Below are 23,355 nucleotides of genomic sequence, written 5' to 3' on the forward strand. Positions count from 1 at the left end.
ATTGCCCGAAGGCAGTGTTGCTTAACGCGACGCCAGCGCCGTGTCGTTCGGACGCAGCAGGGTGAAGCGGTGCATCATGTCATTGGACACCATGCGGAAGCGGCTCAGCTCGGCAGCCGTCAATGGCGCCTGGGCTTGTACGTTCAGCTTGCTTGGGTCTTGTGCCACGCCGCCGACGCGGAATTCATAGTGCAAATGGGCGCCCGTGGACCAGCCGGTGGTGCCGACGTAGCCGATCACATCGCCCTGGCTGACTTTTTGACCTTTTTTCAGGCCCGAAGCGAAGCGGCTCATGTGCGCATAGGCGGTGGTGTAGTTGGCCCAGTGTTTCAGGACAACAACATTGCCGTAACCGTTTTGGCTGCCAACGGAATCGACCACGCCGTCGCCCGAAGCGCGGATAGGGGTGCCCGTTGCTGCAGCGAAATCGATGCCCTTGTGCGCTTTCCAGTTGCCGGAAATCGGGTGCACGCGCATGGAGAAGCCGGACGAGATGCGGGAGAATTCGAGAGGGGATTTCAGGAAGGCTTTTTTGAGGGACTTGCCGTCGAAACTGTAGTAACCGCCGCCTTGCTTGCTGGCTGGGTCTTCGAACCAAACGGACTGGTAAGTCGTGCCGCGGTTGGTGAATTCACCGGCCAGGATACGGCCCGCTCGGACAAATTCGCCATCTTGCCAGAACGTTTCGTAGACAACATTGAACGAGTCGCCGCGTTTCAGGTCGGAGCGGAAGTCGATATTGGTGGAGAACATTTCCACGATTTGCGCGGAAATCGAGTCTGGCAGGCGGGTGCCGTCCAGGCTGGAGTCGGTGGCGGCGAACAGGGTGGAAGTAATCTTGCGCGCGTGCATTTCAACGCGGCGTTCCAGTTGGGCTGCCACTTCCGTGGCCACGAACTTGTCGCCCTTGCGGGTGATCAGGATGTTCTTGACCGATTTGTCCGTGCCGTCGACGAGGGTGGCGCGCATCCAGTTGAGGTCGCCGTTTTCGGACGTTTGCGCTTGCACGCGCTTGCCCGATTTCAGCAACATCACGCCGCGCGCGATCTTGTCGGTTTTGATGAAATTGGCGGCCACAGGATCATCCACGCCGAGACGTGTCAGCAGGGTGGCGAGGGTATCGCCAGCGCGGACTTTTTCTTCGTGGGTGAAATTCTGGTCTACCTGTTCCATCGCGGAAATTTGCGAGGCGAGATCAGGCATTTCCAGGTTCTGGGCGATGGACGTGACTGGCAAGTCAGACGCATCGGGCGCCATGGGCGACACAGCGACCGCGCCGAAAGCGGCCACGGCGAGCAGCACTGCGGACGCGCCGATAATGCGTGCCTTGCGTGTCGTCGTCAACTGTGTGTACAAGCGTGAGCCTGTGATTTTATGTATAGGGTTCATGCAATCAGTTAAAATTTGCCCTTGAACGATTCGTGAACTAGTGCTCTTTGTTATTGTTATTTTGGTTCGTTTTCATACGGCAAGATTGATGGGATCGAGCATTATAGCAAACTCCGCAAACCTACTACCATTTTGAGATCTACAGTCAAATTTTATGGAAATCAACACCACCGCATCGCCTACAAAGGCTAACGCCGCTCAGACCGCGCTTCCGCTGTCGGACAGAGTACAAGAAGCCCTCGCGATTACCAAGCGTGGCGTCGACGAACTCTTGATCGAAAGCGAATTTGCGCAAAAATTAGCACGCTCCGAGAAAACCGGTGTTCCACTGCGCATCAAACTGGGCCTGGACCCGACCGCACCCGACTTGCATCTGGGCCACACTGTCGTGCTGAACAAGATGCGCCAGCTGCAAAACCTCGGTCATCAAGTCATTTTCCTCATCGGCGACTTCACGTCCATGATCGGCGACCCTTCGGGCCGCAATGTCACGCGCCCGCCGTTGACCAAGGAACAGATCGAGATTAACGCGATGACGTATTTCGCGCAAGCATCTTTAGTGCTGGACGCCAGCAAGACCGAAATCCGCTATAACTCCGAGTGGTGCGATCCGCTGGGCGCGCGCGGCATCATCCAACTCGCTTCCCACTACACGGTGGCGCGCATGATCGAGCGCGACGACTTTACCAAGCGCTTCCAGGGCGGCATTCCTATTTCCGTCCATGAATTCCTGTACCCGCTGATGCAGGGTTACGACTCGGTGGCCCTGAAATCGGACCTGGAACTGGGCGGCACGGACCAGAAGTTCAACCTGCTGGTGGGCCGCGAACTGCAAAAGCAGTACGGACAGGAGCAGCAGTGTATTTTGACCATGCCGCTGCTGGAAGGTTTGGACGGCGTGGAAAAAATGTCCAAGTCGAAGAATAACTACATCGGCATCACGGAACCTGGCAACACCATGTTCGCCAAGCTGATGAGCATTTCCGACGTCATGATGTGGCGCTACTACGAGCTGCTGTCGTGGCGCTCGATCGCCGAACTGGCGCAGCTGAAGCGTGAAGTCGAGGAAGGCCGCAATCCGCGCGACGCCAAGGTTGCGCTGGCGCAAGAGATCGTCGCCCGCTTCCACTCGCAGCAGGCGGCGGAAGATGCGCTGGCCGACTTCGTCAACCGCTCGAAGGGCGGCATCCCCGACGATATCCCGCAAGTGACCTTGGCCGGCGCACCGCTGGGCATCCCGCAGTTGCTGAAACAGGCTGGCCTGTGTCCGTCGACGTCGGAAGCCATGCGCAAGATCGACCAGGGCGGCGTGCGCATCGATGGCGCCGTCATCAGCGACAAGGGCTTGCAAGTGGACGCCGGCCAGTTCGTGTTGCAAGTTGGCAAGCGCAGTTTCGCGCGCGTCACCTTGACGGCATGATCGCGCTGTTGCAGCGCGTTACGCAGGCGAAGGTCGATGTTGCCGGCGCCACCATCGGCGCCATCGACGCTGGCCTGATGGTGCTCGTGTGCGCGGAGCGGGGTGATACCGAGAAGGAGGCAGACGCCCTGCTGGCCAAGCTGCTCGGCTACCGCGTGTTTACCGACGAGGCGGGCAAGATGAACCGCAGCGTGACGGACGTGGCCGGCGGCCTGCTGCTGGTGCCGCAGTTCACCTTGGCGGCCGACACCAAGTCCGGCACGCGCCCGTCGTTCACGCCGGCGGCCGCGCCGCAGGACGGCTTGCGCCTGTTCACGCATTTCGTGGACCAGGCGCGCAGCCGCCATGCGACCGTGCAAACGGGGCAGTTTGGTGCCGACATGCAAGTGTCGCTGACGAACGACGGCCCGGTGACCTTCTGGCTGCAAGTGAATGCCAAGCAATAAATAAAAACTATAAAGAGGAGCAAGCGATGAAATTGTGGAGCGAGACGTTTCGTGATGGCGGCCTGATGCCGGCCGAATATACTTTTGCCGAGATCGATCCGGCCAGCCGCGTGCGCCTCGCAGGCAACCGCAATCCCCATCTGGCCTGGGATGAGGTGCCCAACGGTACCGAGTCGCTCGCCCTGTTCTGCATCGACCCCGATGCGCCGCAAGACGCCAGCCTGGCCAACCGCGATGACCAGGCGTTGCCGCTGACGGCGCTGCGCGGCGACTTTTATCACTGGAGCTTGCTCGACTTGCCGCCTGCCATGCGGGTTATTGCCGCCGGAGAATTTTCCAGCGGCATCACCCCGCGCGGCAAGGCTGCCGGCACTGGTACAGGGCTGCGTCAGGGCCTCAACGACTACACGGCCTGGTTTGCCGGCGATGCGGCCATGGCCGGCGATTATTACGGTTATGATGGCCCGTGCCCGCCGTGGAACGACGAGCGCATCCATCACTATATCTTCCGTCTGTACGCGCTCGACGTGCCACAGTTGGCCTTGCCCGAGCGTTTTACGGGGCAGCAAGCGCATGCCGCCCTGTACGGCCACATCCTCGACGAAGCCCAGCTCGTCGTCGCCTATTCTCTCAATCCCGATTTGGCACTTACCCTGAAGAAATAAAGCATGAGCACCACGATCTTACTGATACGCCATGGCGAAACGGCCTGGAATGCGGGCCGCCGCCTGCAGGGCCATATCGACATCGCCTTGAACGAGGCGGGCCTGGCGCAAGCGGCCGCGCTGGGGCAGGCGCTGGCGGACGAACCGCTGGCCGCCATCCTCGCCAGCGATTTGCAGCGCGCGCAGCAGACGGCGCAAGCCGTGGCCGACGTGAAAGATTTACCCGTGCAAACGGATCCCTTGCTGCGCGAGCGCTGTTATGGCGCCTTCGAAGGCTTGCTGTATGCGGATATTGCCGCGCGCTATCCGCACGAGTATGCGCAGTGGCAATCGCGCCAGATCGATGCCGTGATGCCGTCGGGCGAGCGCCAGGCCGAAAGTTTCCGCCAGTTTTATGCGCGCGCGAATGGCGCCATCGCCCGCTGGGCCCGGCAGTACGACGGCCAGACGATCGCCATCGTGGCCCACGGCGGCGTGCTCGAGTGCGCTTACCGCGAGGCGGTCGGCATGACGCTCGACAGTCCGCGCGACTTCCAGGTCAAAAATGCCAGCGTCAACCGTTTTTCTTACGCCGACGGCAAACTGCATTTAGTGCACTGGGGAAATATCGAACACCTGAGCGCGCCCGCGATGGACGAGCTGGGCTAAGAGCGCTCCAAGCGGCCTCATCGTCACTCTGACGCACTGAGCTAAAAAAATAGTGCTTATTAATTAGGCAGGGAATCGGTTAAAATAGCAGGTTCCTCCGTCCATTCCAGGTTCTTCAGTGCAAATCGGCCCTCACATTCTGCGCAACAACGTTTTCGTCGCTCCCATGGCGGGCGTGACGGATCGGCCTTTCCGCCAGTTGTGCAAGCAGTTGGGTGCCGGTTACGCCGTGTCGGAGATGGCGGCGTCGAATCCGCGCCTGTGGGCGACGGAAAAAAGCTCGCGCCGCACGGACCATGAAGGCGAAATGGAACCGAAAGCCGTGCAGATCGCCGGCGCCGATCCGCAAGACCTGGCCGACTGCGCCAAGTTCAATGTGGACCGGGGCGCGCAGATCATCGACATCAACATGGGTTGCCCAGTCAAAAAGGTGTGCAACAGCTGGTGCGGTTCGGCCCTGCTGCAAAACGAAAGCCTGGTCGAAAAGATCTTGCACGCCGTCGTCAACGCCGTTGACGTGCCCGTCACCCTGAAATTTCGCACGGGCTGGAACCGCGAAAACAAGAACGCCCTGAAAATCGCCCGCATTGCCGAGCAAGCCGGCATCCAGATGCTGACCCTGCACGGCCGCACGCGCGCCGATGGCTACAAGGGCGATGCCGAATATGAAACCATTGCCGCCGTGAAAGCATCGGTGGGCATTCCCGTGGTGGCCAATGGCGACATTACCAGCCCGGAAAAGGCCCGTTTTGTGCTGGATCAAACGGGCGCCGATGCCGTCATGATCGGCCGCGCGGCGCAGGGCAGGCCGTGGATTTGCCGCGAAATCGACCATTTTTTGCGCACCGGCACCTTGCTGCCGGCGCCGTACGTGGATGAAGTGCGTAGCCTGATGGATGAGCATTTGCGCGCCCATTACGCGTTTTATGGGGAATTTCTCGGCGTGCGCACGGCGCGCAAGCACATCGGCTGGTATGTCAAGGATCTGGAAGGCGGCGAAGCGTTCCGGCAGCAAATGAACTTGCTGGAGTCGACGGACGCGCAGTTGCTGGCCGTCGATCAATTTTTTGAGTCGCAATGGAAATTTGGCGAACGGTTACAATACCGCCTCTCCGAATCCAGTGAAAGTGGCCTGATCGATGTGATCAAACCGATGGCCACGGCAGCATGAGCAGATAGCAACAAGCAGGGTAAATCAGTTACCAGCAGTACAAGGGCGAGCGCCTATACAGAGCGTCATGCAATATTAATTACAACACCGAGGCAAGAGGGCAGCACGCGGACCGCATGAGCGACGCGGCACCGGATAGCCAGGTGTTCAGCCGGTTGAAGCATAAAAATGAGCAAAGAAAGCATTCAGGAAGTCGTACAGAAAAGTCTAGAAGATTACTTCAATGACCTGGGCGAACAGCAAGCATCGAATATCTATGACATGGTCGTGCTGACCGTGGAAAAGCCCATCCTGGAAGTCGTGATGACACGCGCCGATGGCAACCAGTCGCACGCCGCGCAGATGCTGGGCATCAACCGCAATACCCTGCGCAAGAAATTGCAGGAGCACGGTTTGCTGTAATGCCGGCATGCAAGTGACGCCAAGATTTGAATCCGCCGCCGCCTCAGCCAGACGACTGAGCGGCGCCATTCGCCAAGAACACTTAACCACCTAGCCACAGCCATGATCAAACAAGCTCTCCTCTCCGTTTCCGACAAGACCGGCGTTCTCGAATTCGCCCGCGCCCTGTCCGCCCTCGGCGTCAACCTCCTGTCCACCGGTGGCACCGCCAAATTGCTGGCCGACAACGGTGTTCCCGTCACGGAAGTTGCCGATTACACGGGTTTCCCGGAGATGCTCGATGGCCGTGTGAAAACCCTGCACCCGAAAGTGCACGGCGGCATCCTGGCGCGCCGCGATTTCCCTGAGCACATGTCGAAACTGGTCGAGCACGACATGCCGACCATCGACATGGTGGTGGTGAATCTTTACCCGTTCCAGGGCACGGTCGCCAAGGCCGATTGCACCCTGGAAGACGCGATCGAAAACATCGATATCGGCGGCCCGACCATGCTGCGTTCGGCAGCAAAGAACCACAAGGACGTGGTCGTCATCTGCGACCCGAGCGACTATGACGCGGTGCTGGCGGAAATGCGCTCGGCTGACGGCAAGGCGGGCGACGTCAGCTACGATACCAAATTCATGCTGGCGAAAAAAGTCTTTGCGCACACGGCGCAATACGATGGCGCCATCACCAACTACCTGACCAGCCTGGGCCCGACGAAAGTGCACGCCGAGCGCGGCGCCTATCCGCAAATCCTCAACGTGGCCTTTGAAAAAGTACAAGACATGCGCTACGGTGAAAACCCGCATCAGAGCGCCGCCTTCTACCGCGATCTCGTCACCACCGATGGCGCGCTGGCCAACTACCGCCAGCTGCAAGGCAAGGAATTGTCGTACAACAACATCGCCGACGCCGATGCGGCGTGGGAATGCGTGAAGAGCATGGGCGGCTTCGAGCAAAGCGCCGCTTGCGTCATCGTCAAGCACGCGAACCCGTGCGGCGTGGCCCTGGGCAAGAATGCGGCGGAAGCGTATGCGCGCGCCCTGCAGACGGACCCGACCTCGGCATTCGGCGGCATCATCGCCTTCAACACGGAACTCGACGGCGCCACCGCCGGCGAAATCGCCAAGCTGTTCGTGGAAGTGCTGATCGCCCCGTCGTTCTCCGCCGAAGCGAAACAGATTCTGTCGAGCAAGCAAAACGTGCGCATGCTGGAAATCCCGCTGGGCAGCGGCGTGCACGCCATGGACTTCAAGCGCGTCGGTGGCGGCTTGCTGGTGCAATCGCCGGACGCGAAAAACGTCGGTATCGGCGACTTGCGCGTGGTCAGCAAGCTGCAGCCAACGCCGCAGCAACTGGCCGACCTGATGTTCGCCTGGAAAGTGGCGAAATTCGTCAAGTCGAACGCCATCGTCTTCTGCGGCAATAACATGACCCTGGGCGTGGGCGCAGGCCAGATGAGCCGTATCGACTCGGCCCGCATCGCTTCCATCAAGGCGCAAAACGCCGGCCTGAGCCTGACCGGTTCCGTGGTGGCGTCGGACGCCTTCTTCCCGTTCCGCGACGGCCTCGACGTCGTTGTCGACGCGGGCGCAACCTGCGTGATCCACCCGGGCGGCTCCATGCGCGACCAGGAAGTGATCGATGCGGCGGACGAGCGCGGCGTCGTAATGCTTTATACCGGAACGCGTCACTTCCGTCATTGATCTGGAACAGGCCGGGATTCCATACTCGGCCAGCAGTAACTCAGCGGCAGGCACCGGTTATTCACCGGTGCCTGCCGTATTCATTATAGAATCTGGCGATGATTATTCTTGGCATCGATCCTGGCCTGCGCACGACCGGCTTTGGGGTCATTGAAAAACACGGCAACAAGCTGCGCTATATCGCTTCGGGTACCGTCAAGACGGGTTCCGAAGGGGAATTGCCGCCGCGCCTGAAGATCATCCTGCAGGGCGTGAGCGAAATCGTCGGCACCTACCAGCCCGATTGCGCGGCCATCGAAAAAGTGTTTGTCAACGTCAATCCCCAATCGACCTTGCTGCTGGGCCAAGCGCGTGGCGCGGCCATTTGCGCGCTGGTCAACGCCGACCTGTCGGTGGCCGAATACACGGCGCTGCAAGTGAAACAGGCCGTCACGGGCCATGGCAAGGCAGCCAAGGAGCAGGTGCAGGACATGGTGTCCCGGCTGCTGTCCTTGCCTGGCTTGCCTGGCACGGATGCGGCCGATGCCCTGGGCGTGGCTATTTGCCACGCCAACAGCCTCGACGCGCTGGCCATGCTCGGCGCGCTGGCGCCGCAACTGCAGGGCTTGCGCATGAAGCGCGGCCGCCTCGTTGGATAAGGCATCACTCTGAAATTTAACATTAGGAACACGCGATGATAGGCCGTCTCTCCGGTATTTTGCTTGAAAAGAATCCGCCACAATTGCTGGTCGATTGCCAGGGCGTCGGCTATGAAGTCGACGTGCCGATGAGCACCTTTTACAACTTGCCCCACGTGGGTGAAAAAGTCGTGCTGTTCACGCACCAGGCCATCCGCGAAGATGCGCATTTGCTGTTTGGCTTTGGCAATACGGCCGAGCGGGCCGTATTCCGCCAGTTGATCAAGATCACGGGCGTGGGCGCGCGCATGGCCTTGTCGATTCTCTCCGGCATGACGATCGCCGACCTGGCCCAAGCCATTACCCTGCAGGATTCTGGCCGCCTCGTGAAAGTGCCCGGCATCGGCAAGAAGACGGCCGAACGCCTGCTGCTGGAATTGAAAGGCAAGCTGGGGGCCGATATCGGCGCCGGCGGCGCGCATGCGGCGCCGGATGCGCAATCGGACATTTTGAATGCCCTGGTCGCGCTCGGCTATTCGGACAAGGAAGCGCTGGCCGCGGTGAAAAACGTGCCGGCCGGCACCGGCGTGTCGGACGGCATCAAACTGGCGCTGAAAGCGCTGTCGAAAGGCTGATAGGGCATGAGCATCCAGACCGACAGCTTCACGGAACAGCGCATCATCGACGCGGCGCCCATCTCGCACAACGAAGAGGCCATCGAACGGGCCTTGCGTCCGAAGCAGCTCGACGAGTATGTGGGGCAGGAAAAGATCCGCGACCAGCTGGAAATCTTCATCACGGCTGCGCGCCAGCGCAAGGAAGCGCTCGACCACACCTTGCTGTTCGGCCCGCCGGGCCTGGGCAAGACGACCCTGGCGCACATCATCGCGCGCGAAATGGGCGTCAATTTGCGCCAGACCTCCGGCCCCGTGCTGGAGCGCCCGGGCGACCTGGCGGCGATCCTGACGAACCTGGAAGCGAACGACGTCCTGTTCATCGATGAAATCCACCGCCTGTCGCCGGTTGTCGAGGAAATTTTATATCCGGCGCTTGAGGATTATCAGATCGATATCATGATCGGCGAAGGCCCGGCCGCCCGTTCCGTGAAACTCGATCTGCAACCGTTTACATTGGTGGGCGCCACCACGCGCGCCGGCATGCTGACCAATCCGTTGCGCGACCGCTTCGGCATCGTCGCGCGCCTGGAGTTTTACAACACGGGCGAACTGACGAAGATCGTCACGCGCAGCGCCGCCTTGCTGAAAGCGCCGATCGACCCGGAAGGCGCGCACGAAATCGCCCAGCGCGCGCGCGGCACGCCCCGCATCGCCAACCGCCTGCTGCGCCGCGTGCGCGATTTCGCGGAAGTCAAAAGCAATGGCGAGATCACCAAGGTGGTGGCCGACCGCGCGCTGGCCATGCTCGACGTCGATTCCGCTGGCTTTGACGTGATGGACCGCAAGCTGCTCGAAGCCGTGCTGTTCAAGTTCGGCGGCGGCCCCGTCGGCATTGGCAACCTGGCGGCTGCCATCGGCGAGGCGGCCGATACCATCGAAGACGTGCTGGAACCGTATCTGATCCAGCAAGGCTTTTTGCAGCGCACGCCGCGTGGCCGTGTCGCCACGCCAGCCGCCTACCTGCACTTCGGCGTCAGCGCGCCGCGCATGGGTCCTGGCGGCGAAGCGTGGGAACTGTGATGGCGGACGGCAGCCAGCAGGCCACGCCGGGGATGCAGATCTGGATCGACGCCGATGCCTGTCCCGTTGTCATCAAGGAAATTTTGTATAGAGTCGCCGACCGCCTGGAATTGCCGCTCACCCTGGTAGCCAACCAGGGCTTGCGCGTGCCGCCCTCGCGTTTTATCCGCACCGTGCAAGTGCCGTCCGGCGCAGATGTGGCCGACCAGGAAATCGTGCGTCTGTTGAATCCTGGCGACCTCGTCATCACGGGCGACATCCCGCTGGCCGCCGACGTGCTGACCAAGGGCGGTTTTGCGCTGAACCCGCGTGGCGAGTTTTACACGAAGGATAATATCGCCCAGCAACTGACGATGCGCGCCTTCATGGAAGAATTGCGCAGCGGCGGCGTCGACACGGGCGGCCCTGCCGCCTTCAGCCAGTCCGACAGGCAGCAGTTCGCCAACAGCCTGGACCGGCATTTGAGCAAGCATCACCGCAAGCCGGCGGCGGTCTTGCGCCAGACGTAAAAAAACCGGCGCAAGCCGGTTTTTTTACGCGTTAGTTTGATCTAGCGCAGCACTTTTCTTGTACCCACCACTTCCACCGTCACGCGGCGGTTCTTGGCGCGGCCGGCGGCACTCGTGTTGTCGGCCATGGGCTGCGTTTCTCCCTTGCCTTCCGTGTAGACGCGGTTCGTTTCCACGCCTTGCGCCACCAGATAGGCCTTGACGGCTTCGGCGCGGCGCTGCGACAGTTTCTGATTGTAGGCGTCCGGGCCGACGGCATCCGTATGGCCGACCGTGACGATGACTTCCAGATCCATGCCCTTCAACTGGCCCAGCAACTGGTCCAGCGCCGCCTTGCCTTGCGGCTTGAGCGTCGATTGATCGAAATCAAACAATGCCTCCGAAGCAAACGACACTTTTTCCGCCACGGGCACCGGTGCGGGCTTGGCTTCGATCAGCGGCGCCGGCATCGCGACGACCGGGGCGACTTCGGGCGCCGGCTGGTAGGCGGGCGCGGCGCTGGTCGGGCGGCCCAGCTTATACACGAGGCTGACGGAATACAGGTCCGCATCGCCGCGGTTGCCGACGGCGTCGTTCAGGCGATAACGCTCGACTTCGCCGCGCAAGGCCAGCGCTTCGCTGAACTTGTATTCCAGGCCCAGGCCCAGCTTGGCGTTGAGCTTGCGCTCGCTGGCATGCATATTGGTCGAACCCAGCAGGCGATTGCCGCTGAACTCCGTGTTGGTCTTGGTGTAGTGCATGCCGACACGGCCCAGCAGGGACAAACGCTGCGACAGCGGCAGCTGGCCCAGCAAGTCCAGGTTCACGCCGCGAAAGGCCGCTTGACCGTTCAGCACGCCGTTGCCGCTGGTGGTCGACTGGAAATCGAACTTGCCCAGGTCAAAGTAGCCCGCTTCCACGGCGACATACTGGTTCAGTTGCCGTCCGACAAACAGTTTATAGCCGGTATCGCGCTGGTCCTTGCTGAAACCGGTGACGGTTTCGCCGTTGGCGGCCAGGCTGGCGCGCAGGCGCGGCTCGTCGATGGTGGCGCGCGACTGGCCCACGCCCGCGCCGATATACCAGGCGCTGTTGGCCCAGTCCGGGTTGATGAACGTGTTGTCCTGCGCTTGCGCCGATTGGGCTGCCAGCAAGGCGCCGGTGATGACGCTCAGGGCGCCCAGTGTGTGTGCGATAGTCATGGTCATGTCCCGGTTACTTGGTGATCTGGTTGTTGCGCAGGGTAACGGCGGCAGCCGTCAGCACGCGGCCATTGAGCAGGGTCGTGTTGTCGCCCACCGTGATGGCGGCCGACTGGCCCAGGATATTGCCCTTGAAGACGCTGTTCGCGGCCAGGGTGGTGGGGCCGACGGGCAGCCAGCTGACGTTGTCGGCCGTGGCGCCATTGTTCAGGGCAACTACCGAATTGACGGTCGAATCGAGCGTCAATGCCGTGCGGAAGATGTACACGCCAGGACCGTTCAGTGTCAGGGTACCCGTGATGCTGATGGCGCCCGCGTAGCAATACACGCCGGGGCCGAAGGTCTGGCCACCGAGGTCGATGCCGCCGGCAAAGCTGACGTCGCAGGTACGGCTGTTGCCGTCCGTGATCGCCGCTTGCAGATCCGTCATGGCACCGGCCAGGATGGCACCTGACTTGTAGTTGCTAAAGCCGGCCGCCTGGGTCGGATCGGTGGTCTGCGACGGCGCACCGACGTCGCCCGTGATCAGGGTGGTGCCGCCCGAATTATTCGTGATCGAAGTGCCGGCCAGCACGCCGAACGGTGCCGCGCGGCCCAGGATGATCGGGTTCAGGACGGGCGGGATGGCGACGGCCGTGACGGTCAGCAGCGCGCTGCCCGACTGGCCGCCGGCTGTGGCCGTGATGCTGCTGGTGCCGACGGCGATGCCGGTAGCGACGCCCGTGTTCAGTACCGTGGCATTGGCAACGGTGCCTGACGTCCAGATGGCGCCGTTGGTGATGATGGCGTTCGAGCTGTCCGAATACGTTGCGGTGGCAATGAACTGTTGCGTGGCGCCGACAGCGATGCTGGCGGTGGCTGGCGTGACGGCGATGCTGACGATGGTGGCAGCAGGCACGGTGGCGGTGGTGCTGGCCGTCTTGCCGTTGAAGCTGGCGTTCATGACGCTGCTGCCGGTGGCAAGGCCGATGACCAGGCCGCCGCTGGCGACCGTGGCGACAGCAGGCGTAGCAGAAACGAAGCTGCTGCCGGCCGTGACGTCAGCGGTGCTGTTATCCGAATACGTGGCAAGGACGGCCAGCTGGCGCGTCGCGGCGACGGGGATGATCGGGTTCTGCGGCACGACGGCGATCGACAGCAAGGTGGCTGGCGAGACGGTCAACTGGGCTGCCGCGCTCTTGCCGCCAAACGTGGCGCTGATGCCGCTGCTGCCGGCAGCGATGCCGGTGCTCAAGCCTGTGGCGGCATTGACGGTCGCGCTGGCCGGCGTGGCCGACGTCCAGGCCGACTTGGCGCTGACGTCTTGCGAGGAGCCGTCGCTATACGTGGCGATGGCCGTGAATTGCTGGCCCGCGCCGATGGCGACCGTGGCCGTGGCTGGCGTGACGACGAGGCTGGACAGGGTAGCGCCCGGCAAGCCGAGGATGGGATCGCGCCCCTGGTCACCGCCGCCGCAGCCGGCGAGGGCGGCCATGGCCAGCAGACCTGCCGAGACGAGCAGCGGGTTCAGATATCGCTTGAAGAGATTCATAGTGTTCCTTTGTGCATGGCAGTCATTGCCGGGCATCCGCGGATGAGGTCATCCGGCAGAGCCATGCCGCCCGTCGCTACAGGCGATGGCGTCACAGGCATGCACTATTTCATTTAGGAAACTTCAAGTATGTTCGGTGGCGCGCATAGCTTGTCTTAGACTGGAAATGGGTTCCAAAGGGTGCGATTCGGCCTGAAAAACAACGGCCGTGTGCGGAGCACAGGCGCAAAAAAGCCGGCGCAGGGCCGGCTACATCAGGGATCAGGGCAGGGCGTGCGTTGCTTACTCTTCGCGCACCCACGTCTGCGAGCGGCCAAACATCGGCACGCCGACATAGCCGCGCACTTGCAGCTTGGTGCCGCCTTCCTGCAGTTCGGCCTTGCTCTTGTAGACCTTGCCGCTGGCCGGGTCCGTGATTTCACCGCCCGTCCATGCATCGCCGTCTTTTTTCAAACCCGTCAGGATGACCAAGCCGATGATGGGCTGGTCCTTGTTGGCGCCCGTGCACTTGTCGCACTTGGGGTTCTGATCTTCATTCGGGCCACGGAACAGCTTTTCGATCTTGCCTTGCAAGACGCCATTGTTTTCCGTGATGACAACGAGGGATTTCGGCTTGCCGCTGGCGTCGTCGATAGTTTTCCACGTACCCACGGGGGTGTGGTTATCGTCGCGCGCGGTGGCGCTGCCGGCGATGGCCAGGGCGGCCACCAGTACGCCTGCTTTAACACTTGCTGTGAATACTTTATGCATCGCTAGTCTCCATTGGTTTTTTTGATCGGATCACGAACAGTGTATATACCAAGGCAAGACCAGCGGTATTGCGCGGCGTCACGGGGGACGGCCGCGCAATCCTTCCAAACTTGCCTTATGCGCTGGCTAGTTTAGCAAACTGTTCGCGCAATTTTTCAATTGTGGCCGAAAAACTGAGCAAACGCTCGTTTTCTTGCGCAACGATGGCGGCAGGGGCGCGCGCGACAAAGCTTTCATTGCCTAATTTGCTATTTACTTTGGCAATTTCTGCTTCGATGCGGGCGATTTCCTTGCCCAGGCGCTCGCGTTCGGCCGCCACGTCGATTTCCACTTTCAGCATCAGCTTGGTGGTGCCGACGATGGCGACGGCCGCTGGCGAGTCCGGCAACGCATCGACGATCTGCACGTCGGCCAGCTTGCCCAGCGACTGGATGTACGGTGCGTACGACGCCAGTGCTTCTTTTTCGCTGGCATTGCCCGCTTCGACGATCAGCGGCACGCGCACGGAAGGCGAGATTTGCATTTCGCCGCGCAGGTTGCGCGTCGCATCCGTCAAGGCTTTCAGCTGCTGCATCCACGCTTCGGCCGACTCATCGATCTTGTCGGTGTTGGCGATCGGATACGGTTGCATCATGATCGAATCGCCTTCCGCCTTCAGGGTCTTGCCGGCCAAAGGCGCCACGGTTTGCCACAGGGCTTCCGTGACGAAGGGGATGATCGGATGGGCCAGGCGCAGCACGACTTCCAGCACGCGCAGCAGGGTGTGGCGGGTGGCGCGCTGCTGGCCTTCCGTGCCTTGCTGTACTTGCACCTTGGTCACTTCCAGGTACCAGTCGCAATACTCGTCCCAGACGAATTTGTAGATCGATGCGGCGATATTGTCGAAACGGAAGTCTTCAAAGCCCTTGGCCACGTCCAGTTCCGCCTTTTGCAGCAGGGAAATGATCCACTTGTCCGCTTGCGACAGGTCGGCGTCGTTCGGCGTGCAATCCTTGCCTTCCGTATTCATCATGACGAAACGGGTGGCGTTCCACATCTTGTTGCAGAAGTTGCGGTAGCCTTCGCAGCGGCCCAGGTCGAAATTGATGTTGCGACCCAGGGAAGCATAGCTGGCCATGGTGAAGCGCACGGCATCCGTGCCGTAGGCCGAAATGCCTTCCGGGAATTCCTTGCGCGTCGCCTTGGTGATCTTTTCCGCGTCGCGCGGGTTCATCAGGCCCGTGGTGCGCTTGACGATCAAGCCTTCCAGGTCGATGCCGTCGATCAGGTCGATCGGGTCCAGGGTGTTGCCCTTCGACTTGGACATTTTCTGTCCCGTCGAATCGCGCACCAGGCCGTGCACGTAGACGGTTTCAAACGGTACCTTGCCCGTGAAATGCGCCGTCATCATGACCATGCGCGCAACCCAGAAGAAGATGATGTCGAAACCCGTCACCAGCACGGACGATGGCAGGAACGCCTTCATGTCCGGCGTTTCTTCCGGCCAACCCATGGTCGAGAACGGCACCAGGGCGGACGAGAACCACGTGTCGAGCACGTCGTCGTCGCGCTTCAACGGGCCCGTGCTGCCGGCCGCCTGCGCCTTGGCTTGTGCCTCGGCTTCCGTCTTGGCAACGAAGATATTGCCGGCGTCGTCGTACCATGCGGGGATTTGATGGCCCCACCACAGCTGGCGCGAGATGCACCAGTCCTGGATGTTGTTGAGCCACTGGTTGTAAGTGGTGCTCCAGTTTTCCGGCACGAACTTGATTTCGCCGTTGGCGACCTTGTCCAGCGCCGTTTCGGCGATCGACTTGCCTGGGAAGAAGGTGCCTTCCGGGGCCGGCTTGCTCATGGCGACAAACCACTGGTCCGTCAGCATCGGCTCGATGACGACGCCCGTGCGGTCGCCGCGCGGCACCATCAGCTTGTGCGGTTTGACCTGTTCCAGCAAGCCTTGCGCGTCGAGGTCGGCGACGATCTGCTTGCGCGCGGCGAAGCGGTCCATGCCGCGGTAGGCTTCGGGCGCGTCGTCGGTGATCTTCGCGTCCAGGGTCAGGATGACGATCTGTGCCAGTTTATGGCGCTGGCCGACAGCGTAATCGTTCATGTCGTGCGCAGGAGTAATCTTGACGCAGCCGGTGCCGAATTCCTTGTCGACGTATTCGTCGGCGATGATGGGGATTTCGCGGTCGCTCAAAGGCAGTTTGAGCATCTTGCCCACCAGCGGCAGATAGCGCTCGTCCGTCGGATCGACGGCCACGGCCACATCGCCCAGCATGGTTTCAGGACGGGTGGTGGCCACCGTCAGGAAACCGCTGCCGTCGGCCAGCGGGTACTTGATGTACCACATGGAACCGTCCTCTTCCTCGGACACCACTTCCAGGTCGGATACAGCCGTGCCCAGCACGGGGTCCCAGTTGACCAGGCGCTTGCCGCGGTAGATCAGGCCTTGCTCGAACAGGCGCACGAAGACGTCGGTGACGACTTTCGAGCGCGGCTCGTCCATCGTGAAGTATTCGCGCTGCCAGTCGGCCGAGGCGCCCAGGCGGCGCATCTGGCCGGTGATGATGGAACCGGATTTTTCTTTCCATTCCCACACTTTTTCCACGAATTTCTCGCGGCCCAGGTCATGACGCGAAATCTTTTGCGCGTCCAGCTGGCGTTGCACGACGATTTGCGTGGCGATGCCCGCGTGGTCGGTGCCGGGAATCCAGGCCGTGTTGTGGCCCAGCATGCGGTGGTAGCGGGTCAGGCCATCCATGATGGTCTGGTTGAACGCATGGCCCATGTGCAGGGTGCCGGTGACGTTCGGCGGCGGCAACTGGATGCTGAAGGAAGGTTTTCCGGCATCGAGGGTGGCGGTGAAGTAACCGCGCTGTTCCCACTCGGTGCGCCAGAATTGTTCAATGTCGGCGGGCTCGAAAGACTTGGCTAATTCCATGATTTGGCGTGTGATTGGCAAAAGGAACCATTATAAGGGGTGCATAAAGCATGCGCAGCAAATAGCGGGCCTGGATGACCCGAAAAGCCGCGCACGATTGCGCAATATTGCTGCATTGTATTTTTTCTAAGCTATCATCTTTGCAACATTATTTGAAAGCTTAGACAATCATGAAAAAATTGTGGCAATTGGCTGTGCTCGGCGCAGGATGGGCTGCCGGTGGCGCGTGCGCCGGCGTTCCGGAGGCGATGGCGGCTCTGCAGGATGGGCGCTGCAGCAAGGCCGTGGCGCAATTGCGCGGACCGGCGCAAGGTGGCAATGTCGAGGCGCAAAAGGTCCTCGCCGATATCTACATGGGCGAGAAAGGATGCCGGGACGCGGAGCGCAGCGAGGTCGAAGCGGAGCGCTGGTATCTGCTGGCGGCCAAGGGCGGCGATCGCGCCGCGCAGGAGGCGCTGGTTTTCATGTATGCATACGCGCCGGGCCGCATGCTCAATCCATCGCGCGCGCGGCCCTGGTTGGGCGTCATGGCCGCGCAGGGTGACGGCAAGCCGCTGCAGGACCTGGCACAAATGTATGAGCGGGGCGAAGGCGGGCCGGTCGACCGAGTGCTGTCGTATGCACTCAACCTGCTGGCGCTGCAAGACAAGGAGTGGAGCGGTGCGGCCGCGATGGAGAAGTCCCTGCCGGCGCGTCGTGGCAGGATGTCGCCGGACCAGGTCGACGAGGCCGTGCGCTTGGCCGGCCTTTGGCAGCGCGGCGCGCCTCTGCCGACGACGTCGCTGACGGGACAGCGTTCGCCGCAGGATTGGTACCGCCGCGCCGCCGAGGGGGGCGACATGGAAGCCGCCTACCAGCTGGGTTTGCTGTGCTGGAAAGGCACGGGCGGCCTGGATGAAAAGCAGGCCGCCCGCTGGCTGCGCAAGGCCGCTGAAAGCGGCATTGGCAAGGCCCAGCTGCAGCTGGCCGTGCTGTATGGCGAGGAGGCGGGCGTGCCGCAGGACTATGTGCTCGCCTCCATGCTGAGCCAGTTGGCGGCGGCGGGCGGCGCGGCGGGCGCCGGCGACGCCGTGGCCCGCTGGACAAAGAAACTGAATGTGGCGCAACAGGCCGAGGCGCAGCAGCTGGCGCGGGCATGGAAAGTGGGCATGCCGTTGCCGCAGGTCTCGGTGCATGGCATGGAACGCTTGATCAATTATGTGCGCGAGGCACGCAACAAGCTGCCGCCGACGCCAGAGGTGACGGCGTTGTTCAGGGCTGCCAAAGAGGGCGATGAAGCTGCCTTTGGCAAGCTGCTGGCCGGCGTCGCCGAGCCGGGCGCCTATGCGCTCGACAGGAGTCCCTTGCTGAACTATTTGATTTTGCCTCCATCGAGCATGTATGAAGCCGAAGTGGCATGGCTGAAGGCGCAAACCCGGCAGGACGACGATCAGCAGCGACTGGCGCAGGCGCCGCTGCAGGCGCGCCGCCAGGCGCTGCGTGAGTGGTACGCCGCGCTGTTGCCCGCCAAGCTGCTCATGATGACGCTGCTGTTGCAACGCGGCGTGCCGCTCGGCGAAGGCGATACGCTTTACCACGCCGCACCGCTGCATCTGGCTGCCCTGTACGGCAATGCCGCAATGGTGCGCCTGTTGCTGGCGCATGGCGCCGATGTGCGGCAATACGGCGGCGAAAACCACACGCAGGCGCCGCTGGAATACGCCTTGCAGCAGGAGAATGCGGGCATCTTGCCGGAATTGATCGACGCGAATGAACGTACGGCCAGCATGATCGCCATGCTCGACGCAGGCGCGGGCCGGCCATATTTGCTGGTAGACCAGTACCTGGCAGAGAAAAAGGCCAAGAAAGGCGGGGCTGCGCAGCCAGCGGAACGGCCGCTGGCCGATTCTTTGCTATGGGGGCGCTTGCTGCGCCTGACGCGCGGTACCGAAGTGCTCGATAAAATGCTGGCCACCGGCACCACGCCGAATACTGATGAGCAGGACAAGTCGTTGTATGCCTATGCCGCCGAAGCGGGCAACGCCGGCGCGCTGGACTGGCTCAAGCAGCGCGTGCCCCGGCATGACGCGAAGGGAAAGGACCGCTGGCTCGACGCTGCGATGCGCGCCATGTACAACTACCAGCCGGCGTCCGAGGACGTGCTGCGCCAACTGGTGGTGTCCGGCATGCCATGGCAGCAAGTCGGACCCGCCGCCGAAGAGTCTTACCAGGGACAGCAGGCGGCGCTCGATTCGCGGCGTCTGGAAAAGGAGACACTGCTGTGGCATGCGGTGCGCAGCCAGCGGCACGACTGGGTCGCCCGCCTGGCCGCGATGGGCGCGCCCATCGTCACCGACGGTTATCTGCCGCCCTTGCTGGCGGCTGTCGAAAATAGCGACGCGGCGATGGTCAAGCTGTTGCTGAGCCTGGGCGCCGATCCGCTGGGCGGGGAATTCCCCGTATTGAAGATGGCGCAGCAACGGGCGTCGACGCCGGAAAGTAAAGCGGTGCTGAGCTTGCTGAAGGCGGCCGCCGCGGCGCGCAAGCCTGCGGCAGCCGCGCCGTTGCTGCAATAACGTTTGCCTGGTCGGCATGCGTCATCTTGCCCGGCGACAACGCTGTGTTTTGGCGGCCTGGCGAGTCGTTTTCCCGCAACAGAACGGGGATAGGGGCGGCGCCGATGCTATAATGCCGGCCTCGGCGCTTCCTGCCTCATCCTTGCGGACGGCGCCAGCAGACGCGGTTGTATTCACGTTGCATATCCAGCACTCGTCCGCGTCTCAAGGCCAGCGCATCCGCGATGCCAGCCACCTTCAGAGCGTCCCCTTCGGGCCGGGCGCCTGAGCCACGCGCACCGCCAGCGGTGCACCATTCACGGCGGAATCAAAGCGGCGTCATTGCACGCCGCTGCCGCCACAGCTTCGCCAGGAATCACGTTGCCTGGCCAGTCGTCTTTCGATACGGCACTCCCCAGCGCGCCTTTGGCGCCTGTGGCTGCGCCATGGCCGCGCGCTTTCCCGGTTTTGCCTTGACAAGGAAACCAGCATGAAAAAAATCTCGATCACCGTCGGCCTTGTTTCGACCATCGCCACTATGGGCGCCTTGCCTGCCGCCCACGCCCAGTCGTCCGTCGACCCGTCTTCAGTCACCCCGTCGTCAGTCACCTTGTATGGCTTGATGGATGCGGGCCTGGTGCAGGAAGGCGGCGTCAGCAAGCTCACCAGCGGCGTCTCGGCCGGCTCGCGCCTGGGCTTGCGCGGCACGGAATCGCTGGGCAATGGCTTGCAAGCCGTGTTCACCCTGGAAGCGGGTGTCCTGAGCGACACGGGCCGCTCGGACCAGGCGGGCCAATTGTTCGGCCGCCAGGCGTTTGTCGGCCTCAACAGTCCGCTGGGCATGCTGACCGTGGGCCGCCAGTACAACCTGCAAAGCCAGGCGCTGACCGACGTGGCCGATCCATTCGAGGGCGGTCTGGCCGGCGCGGCGACCAACCTGGCCGGCTATTCGGCCACGCGCATCGACAATACCGTGCGCTATACCTCGCCGGAATGGCGCGGCGTGACGGCCACCGTCATGTATGGTGCCGGCGAACACACGGCGATTGCGGCGGACCAGCGTTCGCTGGGCCTGGCCCTCGGCTACGTCAACGGTCCATTGACCTTGCGCCTGGCGCGCCAGAGCCGTGCTGGCGAACCCGGCAAGGCCGACGTGAACAACACCATTCTGGCCGGCAATTACAACTTCGGCGTGGCCACGGCGTTTGCCGGTTATGGCCGCAACACGGGCGATGGCAGCAGCATGTTCTTTGCCGAGAATCCGTACGGCGCGGCGCAGGCGCCGGCCCAGTCCAGCGACAGCCGCGACGCCATCGTCGGCGTGTCCGTGCCGCTCGGCGCGACGACCTTGCTCGCCTCGTACGTCCACAAGGATGACCGCGATGCGGCCAACCGCGACGCGCAACAGCTGGCCATCGGCGCCACGTATGCTCTGTCCAAGCGCAGCAAGGTGTATGTTGCCTACGCGCATATCCGCAACCGCAACGACGCCGCCTACATGGTGGGTAATGCAACCGAAGTGGGCAGCGGCAACCGCGCCTTCAACGTCGGCCTGCGCCACGCGTTTTAAGCGGGCAGCATGCTGCCTTCGAGCAGCAATGTTTCGAATGCGTCGGCGGCCAGCGGTCGGCTGAACAAATAGCCCTGCATCTGGTCGCAGCCGTGCTGGCGCAGGAAGGCCAGTTGCTGCGCCGTTTCCACGCCTTCGGCGATGACTTTCAGGCGCAAGCTGTGTGCCAGCGAAATGATAGCGCGCACGATGGCCGCGTCATCGTCGCTGTGCGTGATGTCGCTGACGAAAGTTTTGTCGATTTTCAATACGTCGATGGGGAAGTGGCGCAGATAGGCCAGGCTGGAATAGCCGGTGCCGAAGTCATCGATGGACAGTTGCACGCCCAGCGCCTTCAGGTTGGCCATGATGGCCGTGGCTTGCTCCACGTCATGCATGACCATGCTTTCCGTCAATTCCAGTTCCAGGTGGGCCGCGGCGAGTCCCGTTTCCGCCAGTGCCTGCGCCACCGCGTGCAGCAGATTCTTTTGCTTGAATTGCCGCGCCGACAGGTTGACGGCCAGGCGCAGCGGGCCATGGCCGGCCAGTTGCCAGGCCCGTGCCTGCGCGCATGCCGTGCGCAGCACCCAGTCGCCGATGGGCGTGATCAAGCCCATTTCCTCGGCCAGGCCGATGAAACTGGCAGGCGGAATGCGTCCCAGCTGCGGATGTTGCCAGCGCAGCAGCGCTTCCATGCCCACCACTTCGCCGCTGGCCAGGTCCAGCTGGGGCTGGTATTCGAGGTGGAATTGCCCCCGCTCCAGGGCGTGGCGTAACTCGCTCTCCAGTCCCAGCCGTTCCAGAGTGCCCGCATTCATGCTCGAGGCATAGAATTGCCAGTGGCCCCGTCCCTGTTCCTTGGCGCGGTACATGGCGATGTCGGCGTGCTTGATCAGGGTGTCGGCATCGTCGCCATCGTCGGGATACACGGCCACGCCCATGCAGCAGCTGAGAAAAAATTCATATTCACCCAGTTGCAGCGGCTGCGCCACGGCGTCCAGGATGCGCTGCAGGATGGCCGCGCCCGGTTCGCCATTGCCATGCTGGGGCAGCAGCAGCACGAATTCATCGCCGCCCAGGCGCGCTACCGTGTCGACTTCGCGCGTCGCGTCGCGCAGGCGCTCGGCCACGCTTTTCAGCACCAGGTCGCCCGCATCGTGGCCCAGGGTATCGTTGACGAATTTAAAGCGGTCGAGGTCGATGAACACCACCCACAGGGGCAGCCCGCTGCGCCGCGTCACGGCCATCGCCTGCTCCAGCCGTTCGCGCAGCAGGGCCCGGTTGGCGAGGCCCGTCAGGATATCGTGCCGGGCCTGGAATTCCAGTTCCTGTTCGAAACGCATGACGGTGCTGATATCGTATTGCGCCACGACAAAGTGGCTGAGCGCGCCATCGCCATCGTCGCGCACGGGGGCGACGAACAGCTCGCTCCAGTAGCAGCTGCCATCCTTGCGGAAATTGCGCACGATAGCCTTGCCTTCGCGCTGTTCGCGCAGGGCCGCCGTAATGGCGTGCATGTCTTGCCGCCCCTGCTCGGGACCCTGCAAGTCTTCCAGGCGCTGGCCGATGACTTCGCTTGCCGCATAGCCGGTGATGCGTTCGAAGGCGGGATTGACGTATTCGATCAGGTAGCCGGGCGCGTCGGCACTGCACAGGATGATGGCATTGGCCGACACTTCGATGATGCGTTCGCGCAAACGCAGCGACTTTTCATTGTGCATGCGCGCGGCGATGTCTTCGGACAGGCGCAAATTGGCAAACTGCAGCGCCGCCGTGCGCTCGCCCGTGATGCGGGCAATCACGGAATTGCGGGACACCAGCTGATACACATACGCGGCCGCCAGCAGGCTCGACAGCATTCCACCCAGCAGCACATACAGCGAGCCGCGATGGCTGGCGTCCAGGCCCATGCCTTTGGCCGGCAGCAGGGCGGCGCCCAAGGTGTGCCCGCTGGCGTGGTACTGCAGCAGTAGCCGGGCGCTTTCCGCTTCGATCTGGCGCGCAGAGGCGTAGCACAGGGCCGTCAGGCACAGTCCGCACGCCAGGGTGAGCAGGGCCGAAGTGGAAACGGAAATGGAGATGCGCTTGAAGAATGATTGCATGGTGAGTCCCGTGGCAGCGCCGGTGCCGATCCATGATCAGGCAGGCCGGGCAGTGACTGACTGTAGGGCGCATGGCGAAATGTCTCCGTTCGCTACCGAACGGACGGCCATGCCAGCAAGAAATATAGTCGG

General features: G+C 62.3%; 19 protein-coding genes. 13 read left to right on the forward strand and 6 right to left on the reverse strand.

The genetic code is table 11. The features are described from left to right. Positions 1-21 precede the first annotated feature (21 nt). Positions 22-1,389 (reverse strand): M23 family metallopeptidase, encoded by a 1,368-nt coding sequence (locus SJI03_RS27420; RefSeq protein ID WP_099379945.1) that lies wholly within the window; start codon positions 1,387-1,389, stop codon positions 22-24. Between the two features lie 154 nt (positions 1,390-1,543). Here SJI03_RS27420 and tyrS point away from each other — a divergent pair, with 154 nt between their 5' ends. The 11 genes from tyrS to SJI03_RS27475 all read left to right on the forward strand — a co-directional run bounded on the left by tyrS (position 1,544) and on the right by SJI03_RS27475 (position 10,653). After that, a complete protein-coding gene (gene tyrS / locus SJI03_RS27425) occupies positions 1,544-2,809 on the forward strand; it encodes a tyrosine--tRNA ligase (RefSeq protein ID WP_322429291.1) in 1,266 nt (421 codons plus the stop codon). Continuing rightward, positions 2,806-3,255, forward strand: a complete 450-nt coding sequence (dtd, locus tag SJI03_RS27430; protein WP_099379943.1) for a D-aminoacyl-tRNA deacylase — start codon at positions 2,806-2,808, stop codon at positions 3,253-3,255. The genes tyrS and dtd overlap by 4 nt, the downstream gene beginning before the upstream one ends. 26 nt (positions 3,256-3,281) lie before the next feature. Next, positions 3,282-3,920 carry a YbhB/YbcL family Raf kinase inhibitor-like protein gene (locus SJI03_RS27435; RefSeq protein ID WP_322429292.1) on the forward strand — a complete coding sequence of 213 codons (639 nt, stop codon included), beginning with the start codon at positions 3,282-3,284 and terminating at the stop codon, positions 3,918-3,920. A 3-nt stretch (positions 3,921-3,923) separates the two neighbouring features. Further along, positions 3,924-4,568 (forward strand): histidine phosphatase family protein, encoded by a 645-nt coding sequence (locus tag SJI03_RS27440; protein ID WP_322429293.1) that lies wholly within the window; start codon positions 3,924-3,926, stop codon positions 4,566-4,568. 118 nt (positions 4,569-4,686) lie between these two features. Beyond that, positions 4,687-5,739 carry a tRNA dihydrouridine synthase DusB gene (dusB, locus tag SJI03_RS27445; RefSeq protein WP_099379940.1) on the forward strand — a complete coding sequence of 351 codons (1,053 nt, stop codon included), beginning with the start codon at positions 4,687-4,689 and terminating at the stop codon, positions 5,737-5,739. A 168-nt stretch (positions 5,740-5,907) separates the two neighbouring features. Beyond that, a complete protein-coding gene (locus SJI03_RS27450; protein ID WP_008445162.1) occupies positions 5,908-6,141 on the forward strand; it encodes a helix-turn-helix domain-containing protein in 234 nt (77 codons plus the stop codon). 102 nt (positions 6,142-6,243) lie between these two features. After that, positions 6,244-7,830 (forward strand): bifunctional phosphoribosylaminoimidazolecarboxamide formyltransferase/IMP cyclohydrolase, encoded by a 1,587-nt coding sequence (gene purH, locus SJI03_RS27455; protein ID WP_322429294.1) that lies wholly within the window; start codon positions 6,244-6,246, stop codon positions 7,828-7,830. A 98-nt stretch (positions 7,831-7,928) separates the two neighbouring features. Beyond that, a complete protein-coding gene (gene ruvC, locus SJI03_RS27460; RefSeq protein ID WP_099379939.1) occupies positions 7,929-8,468 on the forward strand; it encodes a crossover junction endodeoxyribonuclease RuvC in 540 nt (179 codons plus the stop codon). 35 nt (positions 8,469-8,503) lie between these two features. Continuing rightward, positions 8,504-9,082 carry a Holliday junction branch migration protein RuvA gene (ruvA, locus tag SJI03_RS27465; protein WP_099379938.1) on the forward strand — a complete coding sequence of 193 codons (579 nt, stop codon included), beginning with the start codon at positions 8,504-8,506 and terminating at the stop codon, positions 9,080-9,082. 6 nt (positions 9,083-9,088) lie between these two features. Continuing rightward, entirely contained in the window at positions 9,089-10,144 is a 1,056-nt protein-coding gene (gene ruvB, locus SJI03_RS27470; RefSeq protein WP_034749202.1) for a Holliday junction branch migration DNA helicase RuvB, read from the forward strand. A 32-nt stretch (positions 10,145-10,176) separates the two neighbouring features. Then, positions 10,177-10,653 carry a YaiI/YqxD family protein gene (locus SJI03_RS27475; RefSeq protein ID WP_099380012.1) on the forward strand — a complete coding sequence of 159 codons (477 nt, stop codon included), beginning with the start codon at positions 10,177-10,179 and terminating at the stop codon, positions 10,651-10,653. A 41-nt stretch (positions 10,654-10,694) separates the two neighbouring features. On the opposite strand, the gene SJI03_RS27480 is transcribed toward SJI03_RS27475, so the two are convergent. The 4 genes from SJI03_RS27480 to SJI03_RS27495 form a co-directional block, all read right to left on the reverse strand. Then, the gene (locus SJI03_RS27480) at positions 10,695-11,834 is read right to left on the reverse strand and encodes an OmpA family protein (protein WP_322429295.1); all 1,140 of its coding nucleotides are present in this window, start codon (positions 11,832-11,834) and stop codon (positions 10,695-10,697) included. Positions 11,835-11,847: 13 nt separating this feature from the next. Further along, positions 11,848-13,365 (reverse strand): ice-binding family protein, encoded by a 1,518-nt coding sequence (locus SJI03_RS27485; RefSeq protein WP_322429296.1) that lies wholly within the window; start codon positions 13,363-13,365, stop codon positions 11,848-11,850. A gap of 282 nt (positions 13,366-13,647) precedes the next feature. Beyond that, positions 13,648-14,115, reverse strand: coding sequence for a DUF2147 domain-containing protein (locus SJI03_RS27490; protein WP_099379935.1), 468 nt, complete (start codon positions 14,113-14,115; stop codon positions 13,648-13,650). Positions 14,116-14,230: 115 nt separating this feature from the next. Continuing rightward, positions 14,231-17,038 (reverse strand): valine--tRNA ligase, encoded by a 2,808-nt coding sequence (locus tag SJI03_RS27495; protein ID WP_322429297.1) that lies wholly within the window; start codon positions 17,036-17,038, stop codon positions 14,231-14,233. A gap of 248 nt (positions 17,039-17,286) precedes the next feature. On the opposite strand from SJI03_RS27495, the gene SJI03_RS27500 reads away from it, so the two are divergent. Both SJI03_RS27500 and SJI03_RS27505 read left to right on the forward strand, forming a co-directional pair. Further along, on the forward strand, positions 17,287-19,593 hold the full coding sequence (locus tag SJI03_RS27500) for an ankyrin repeat domain-containing protein (protein WP_322429298.1): 2,307 nt from the start codon (positions 17,287-17,289) through the stop codon (positions 19,591-19,593). A 469-nt stretch (positions 19,594-20,062) separates the two neighbouring features. Continuing rightward, positions 20,063-21,142: a porin gene (locus tag SJI03_RS27505; RefSeq protein WP_322429299.1), complete on the forward strand. Its 1,080-nt coding sequence runs from the start codon at positions 20,063-20,065 to the stop codon at positions 21,140-21,142. Here the strand turns inward: SJI03_RS27505 and SJI03_RS27510 are convergent. Continuing rightward, positions 21,139-23,223 carry a putative bifunctional diguanylate cyclase/phosphodiesterase gene (locus SJI03_RS27510; protein WP_099379931.1) on the reverse strand — a complete coding sequence of 695 codons (2,085 nt, stop codon included), beginning with the start codon at positions 23,221-23,223 and terminating at the stop codon, positions 21,139-21,141. The two genes, SJI03_RS27505 and SJI03_RS27510, sit on opposite strands and share 4 nt — an antisense overlap. Positions 23,224-23,355: the final 132 nt, after the last annotated feature.

Origin of the sequence: Janthinobacterium sp. GMG1 (genome assembly GCF_034427795.1) — a bacterium.
Taxonomy (GTDB): domain Bacteria; phylum Pseudomonadota; class Gammaproteobacteria; order Burkholderiales; family Burkholderiaceae_D; genus Janthinobacterium.

Bases quoted from the DNA above. Each gene is read 5' to 3' on its own strand.
- ruvB (WP_034749202.1), top strand. From the start codon at position 9,089: ATGAGCATCCAGACCGACAGCTTCACGGAACAGCGCATCATCGACGCG.
- SJI03_RS27440 (WP_322429293.1), top strand. From the start codon at position 3,924: ATGAGCACCACGATCTTACTGATACGCCATGGCGAAACGGCCTGGAAT.
- SJI03_RS27485 (WP_322429296.1), bottom strand. From the start codon at position 13,365: ATGAATCTCTTCAAGCGATATCTGAACCCGCTGCTCGTCTCGGCAGGT.
- SJI03_RS27490 (WP_099379935.1), bottom strand. From the start codon at position 14,115: ATGCATAAAGTATTCACAGCAAGTGTTAAAGCAGGCGTACTGGTGGCC.
- dtd (WP_099379943.1), top strand. From the start codon at position 2,806: ATGATCGCGCTGTTGCAGCGCGTTACGCAGGCGAAGGTCGATGTTGCC.
- ruvC (WP_099379939.1), top strand. From the start codon at position 7,929: ATGATTATTCTTGGCATCGATCCTGGCCTGCGCACGACCGGCTTTGGG.
- purH (WP_322429294.1), top strand. From the start codon at position 6,244: ATGATCAAACAAGCTCTCCTCTCCGTTTCCGACAAGACCGGCGTTCTC.
- SJI03_RS27475 (WP_099380012.1), top strand. From the start codon at position 10,177: ATGCAGATCTGGATCGACGCCGATGCCTGTCCCGTTGTCATCAAGGAA.
- SJI03_RS27480 (WP_322429295.1), bottom strand. From the start codon at position 11,834: ATGACTATCGCACACACACTGGGCGCCCTGAGCGTCATCACCGGCGCC.
- SJI03_RS27450 (WP_008445162.1), top strand. From the start codon at position 5,908: ATGAGCAAAGAAAGCATTCAGGAAGTCGTACAGAAAAGTCTAGAAGAT.
- ruvA (WP_099379938.1), top strand. From the start codon at position 8,504: ATGATAGGCCGTCTCTCCGGTATTTTGCTTGAAAAGAATCCGCCACAA.
- SJI03_RS27510 (WP_099379931.1), bottom strand. From the start codon at position 23,223: ATGCAATCATTCTTCAAGCGCATCTCCATTTCCGTTTCCACTTCGGCC.
- tyrS (WP_322429291.1), top strand. From the start codon at position 1,544: ATGGAAATCAACACCACCGCATCGCCTACAAAGGCTAACGCCGCTCAG.
- SJI03_RS27495 (WP_322429297.1), bottom strand. From the start codon at position 17,038: ATGGAATTAGCCAAGTCTTTCGAGCCCGCCGACATTGAACAATTCTGG.
- SJI03_RS27420 (WP_099379945.1), bottom strand. From the start codon at position 1,389: ATGAACCCTATACATAAAATCACAGGCTCACGCTTGTACACACAGTTG.
- SJI03_RS27435 (WP_322429292.1), top strand. From the start codon at position 3,282: ATGAAATTGTGGAGCGAGACGTTTCGTGATGGCGGCCTGATGCCGGCC.
- SJI03_RS27505 (WP_322429299.1), top strand. From the start codon at position 20,063: ATGAAAAAAATCTCGATCACCGTCGGCCTTGTTTCGACCATCGCCACT.
- SJI03_RS27500 (WP_322429298.1), top strand. From the start codon at position 17,287: ATGGCGGCTCTGCAGGATGGGCGCTGCAGCAAGGCCGTGGCGCAATTG.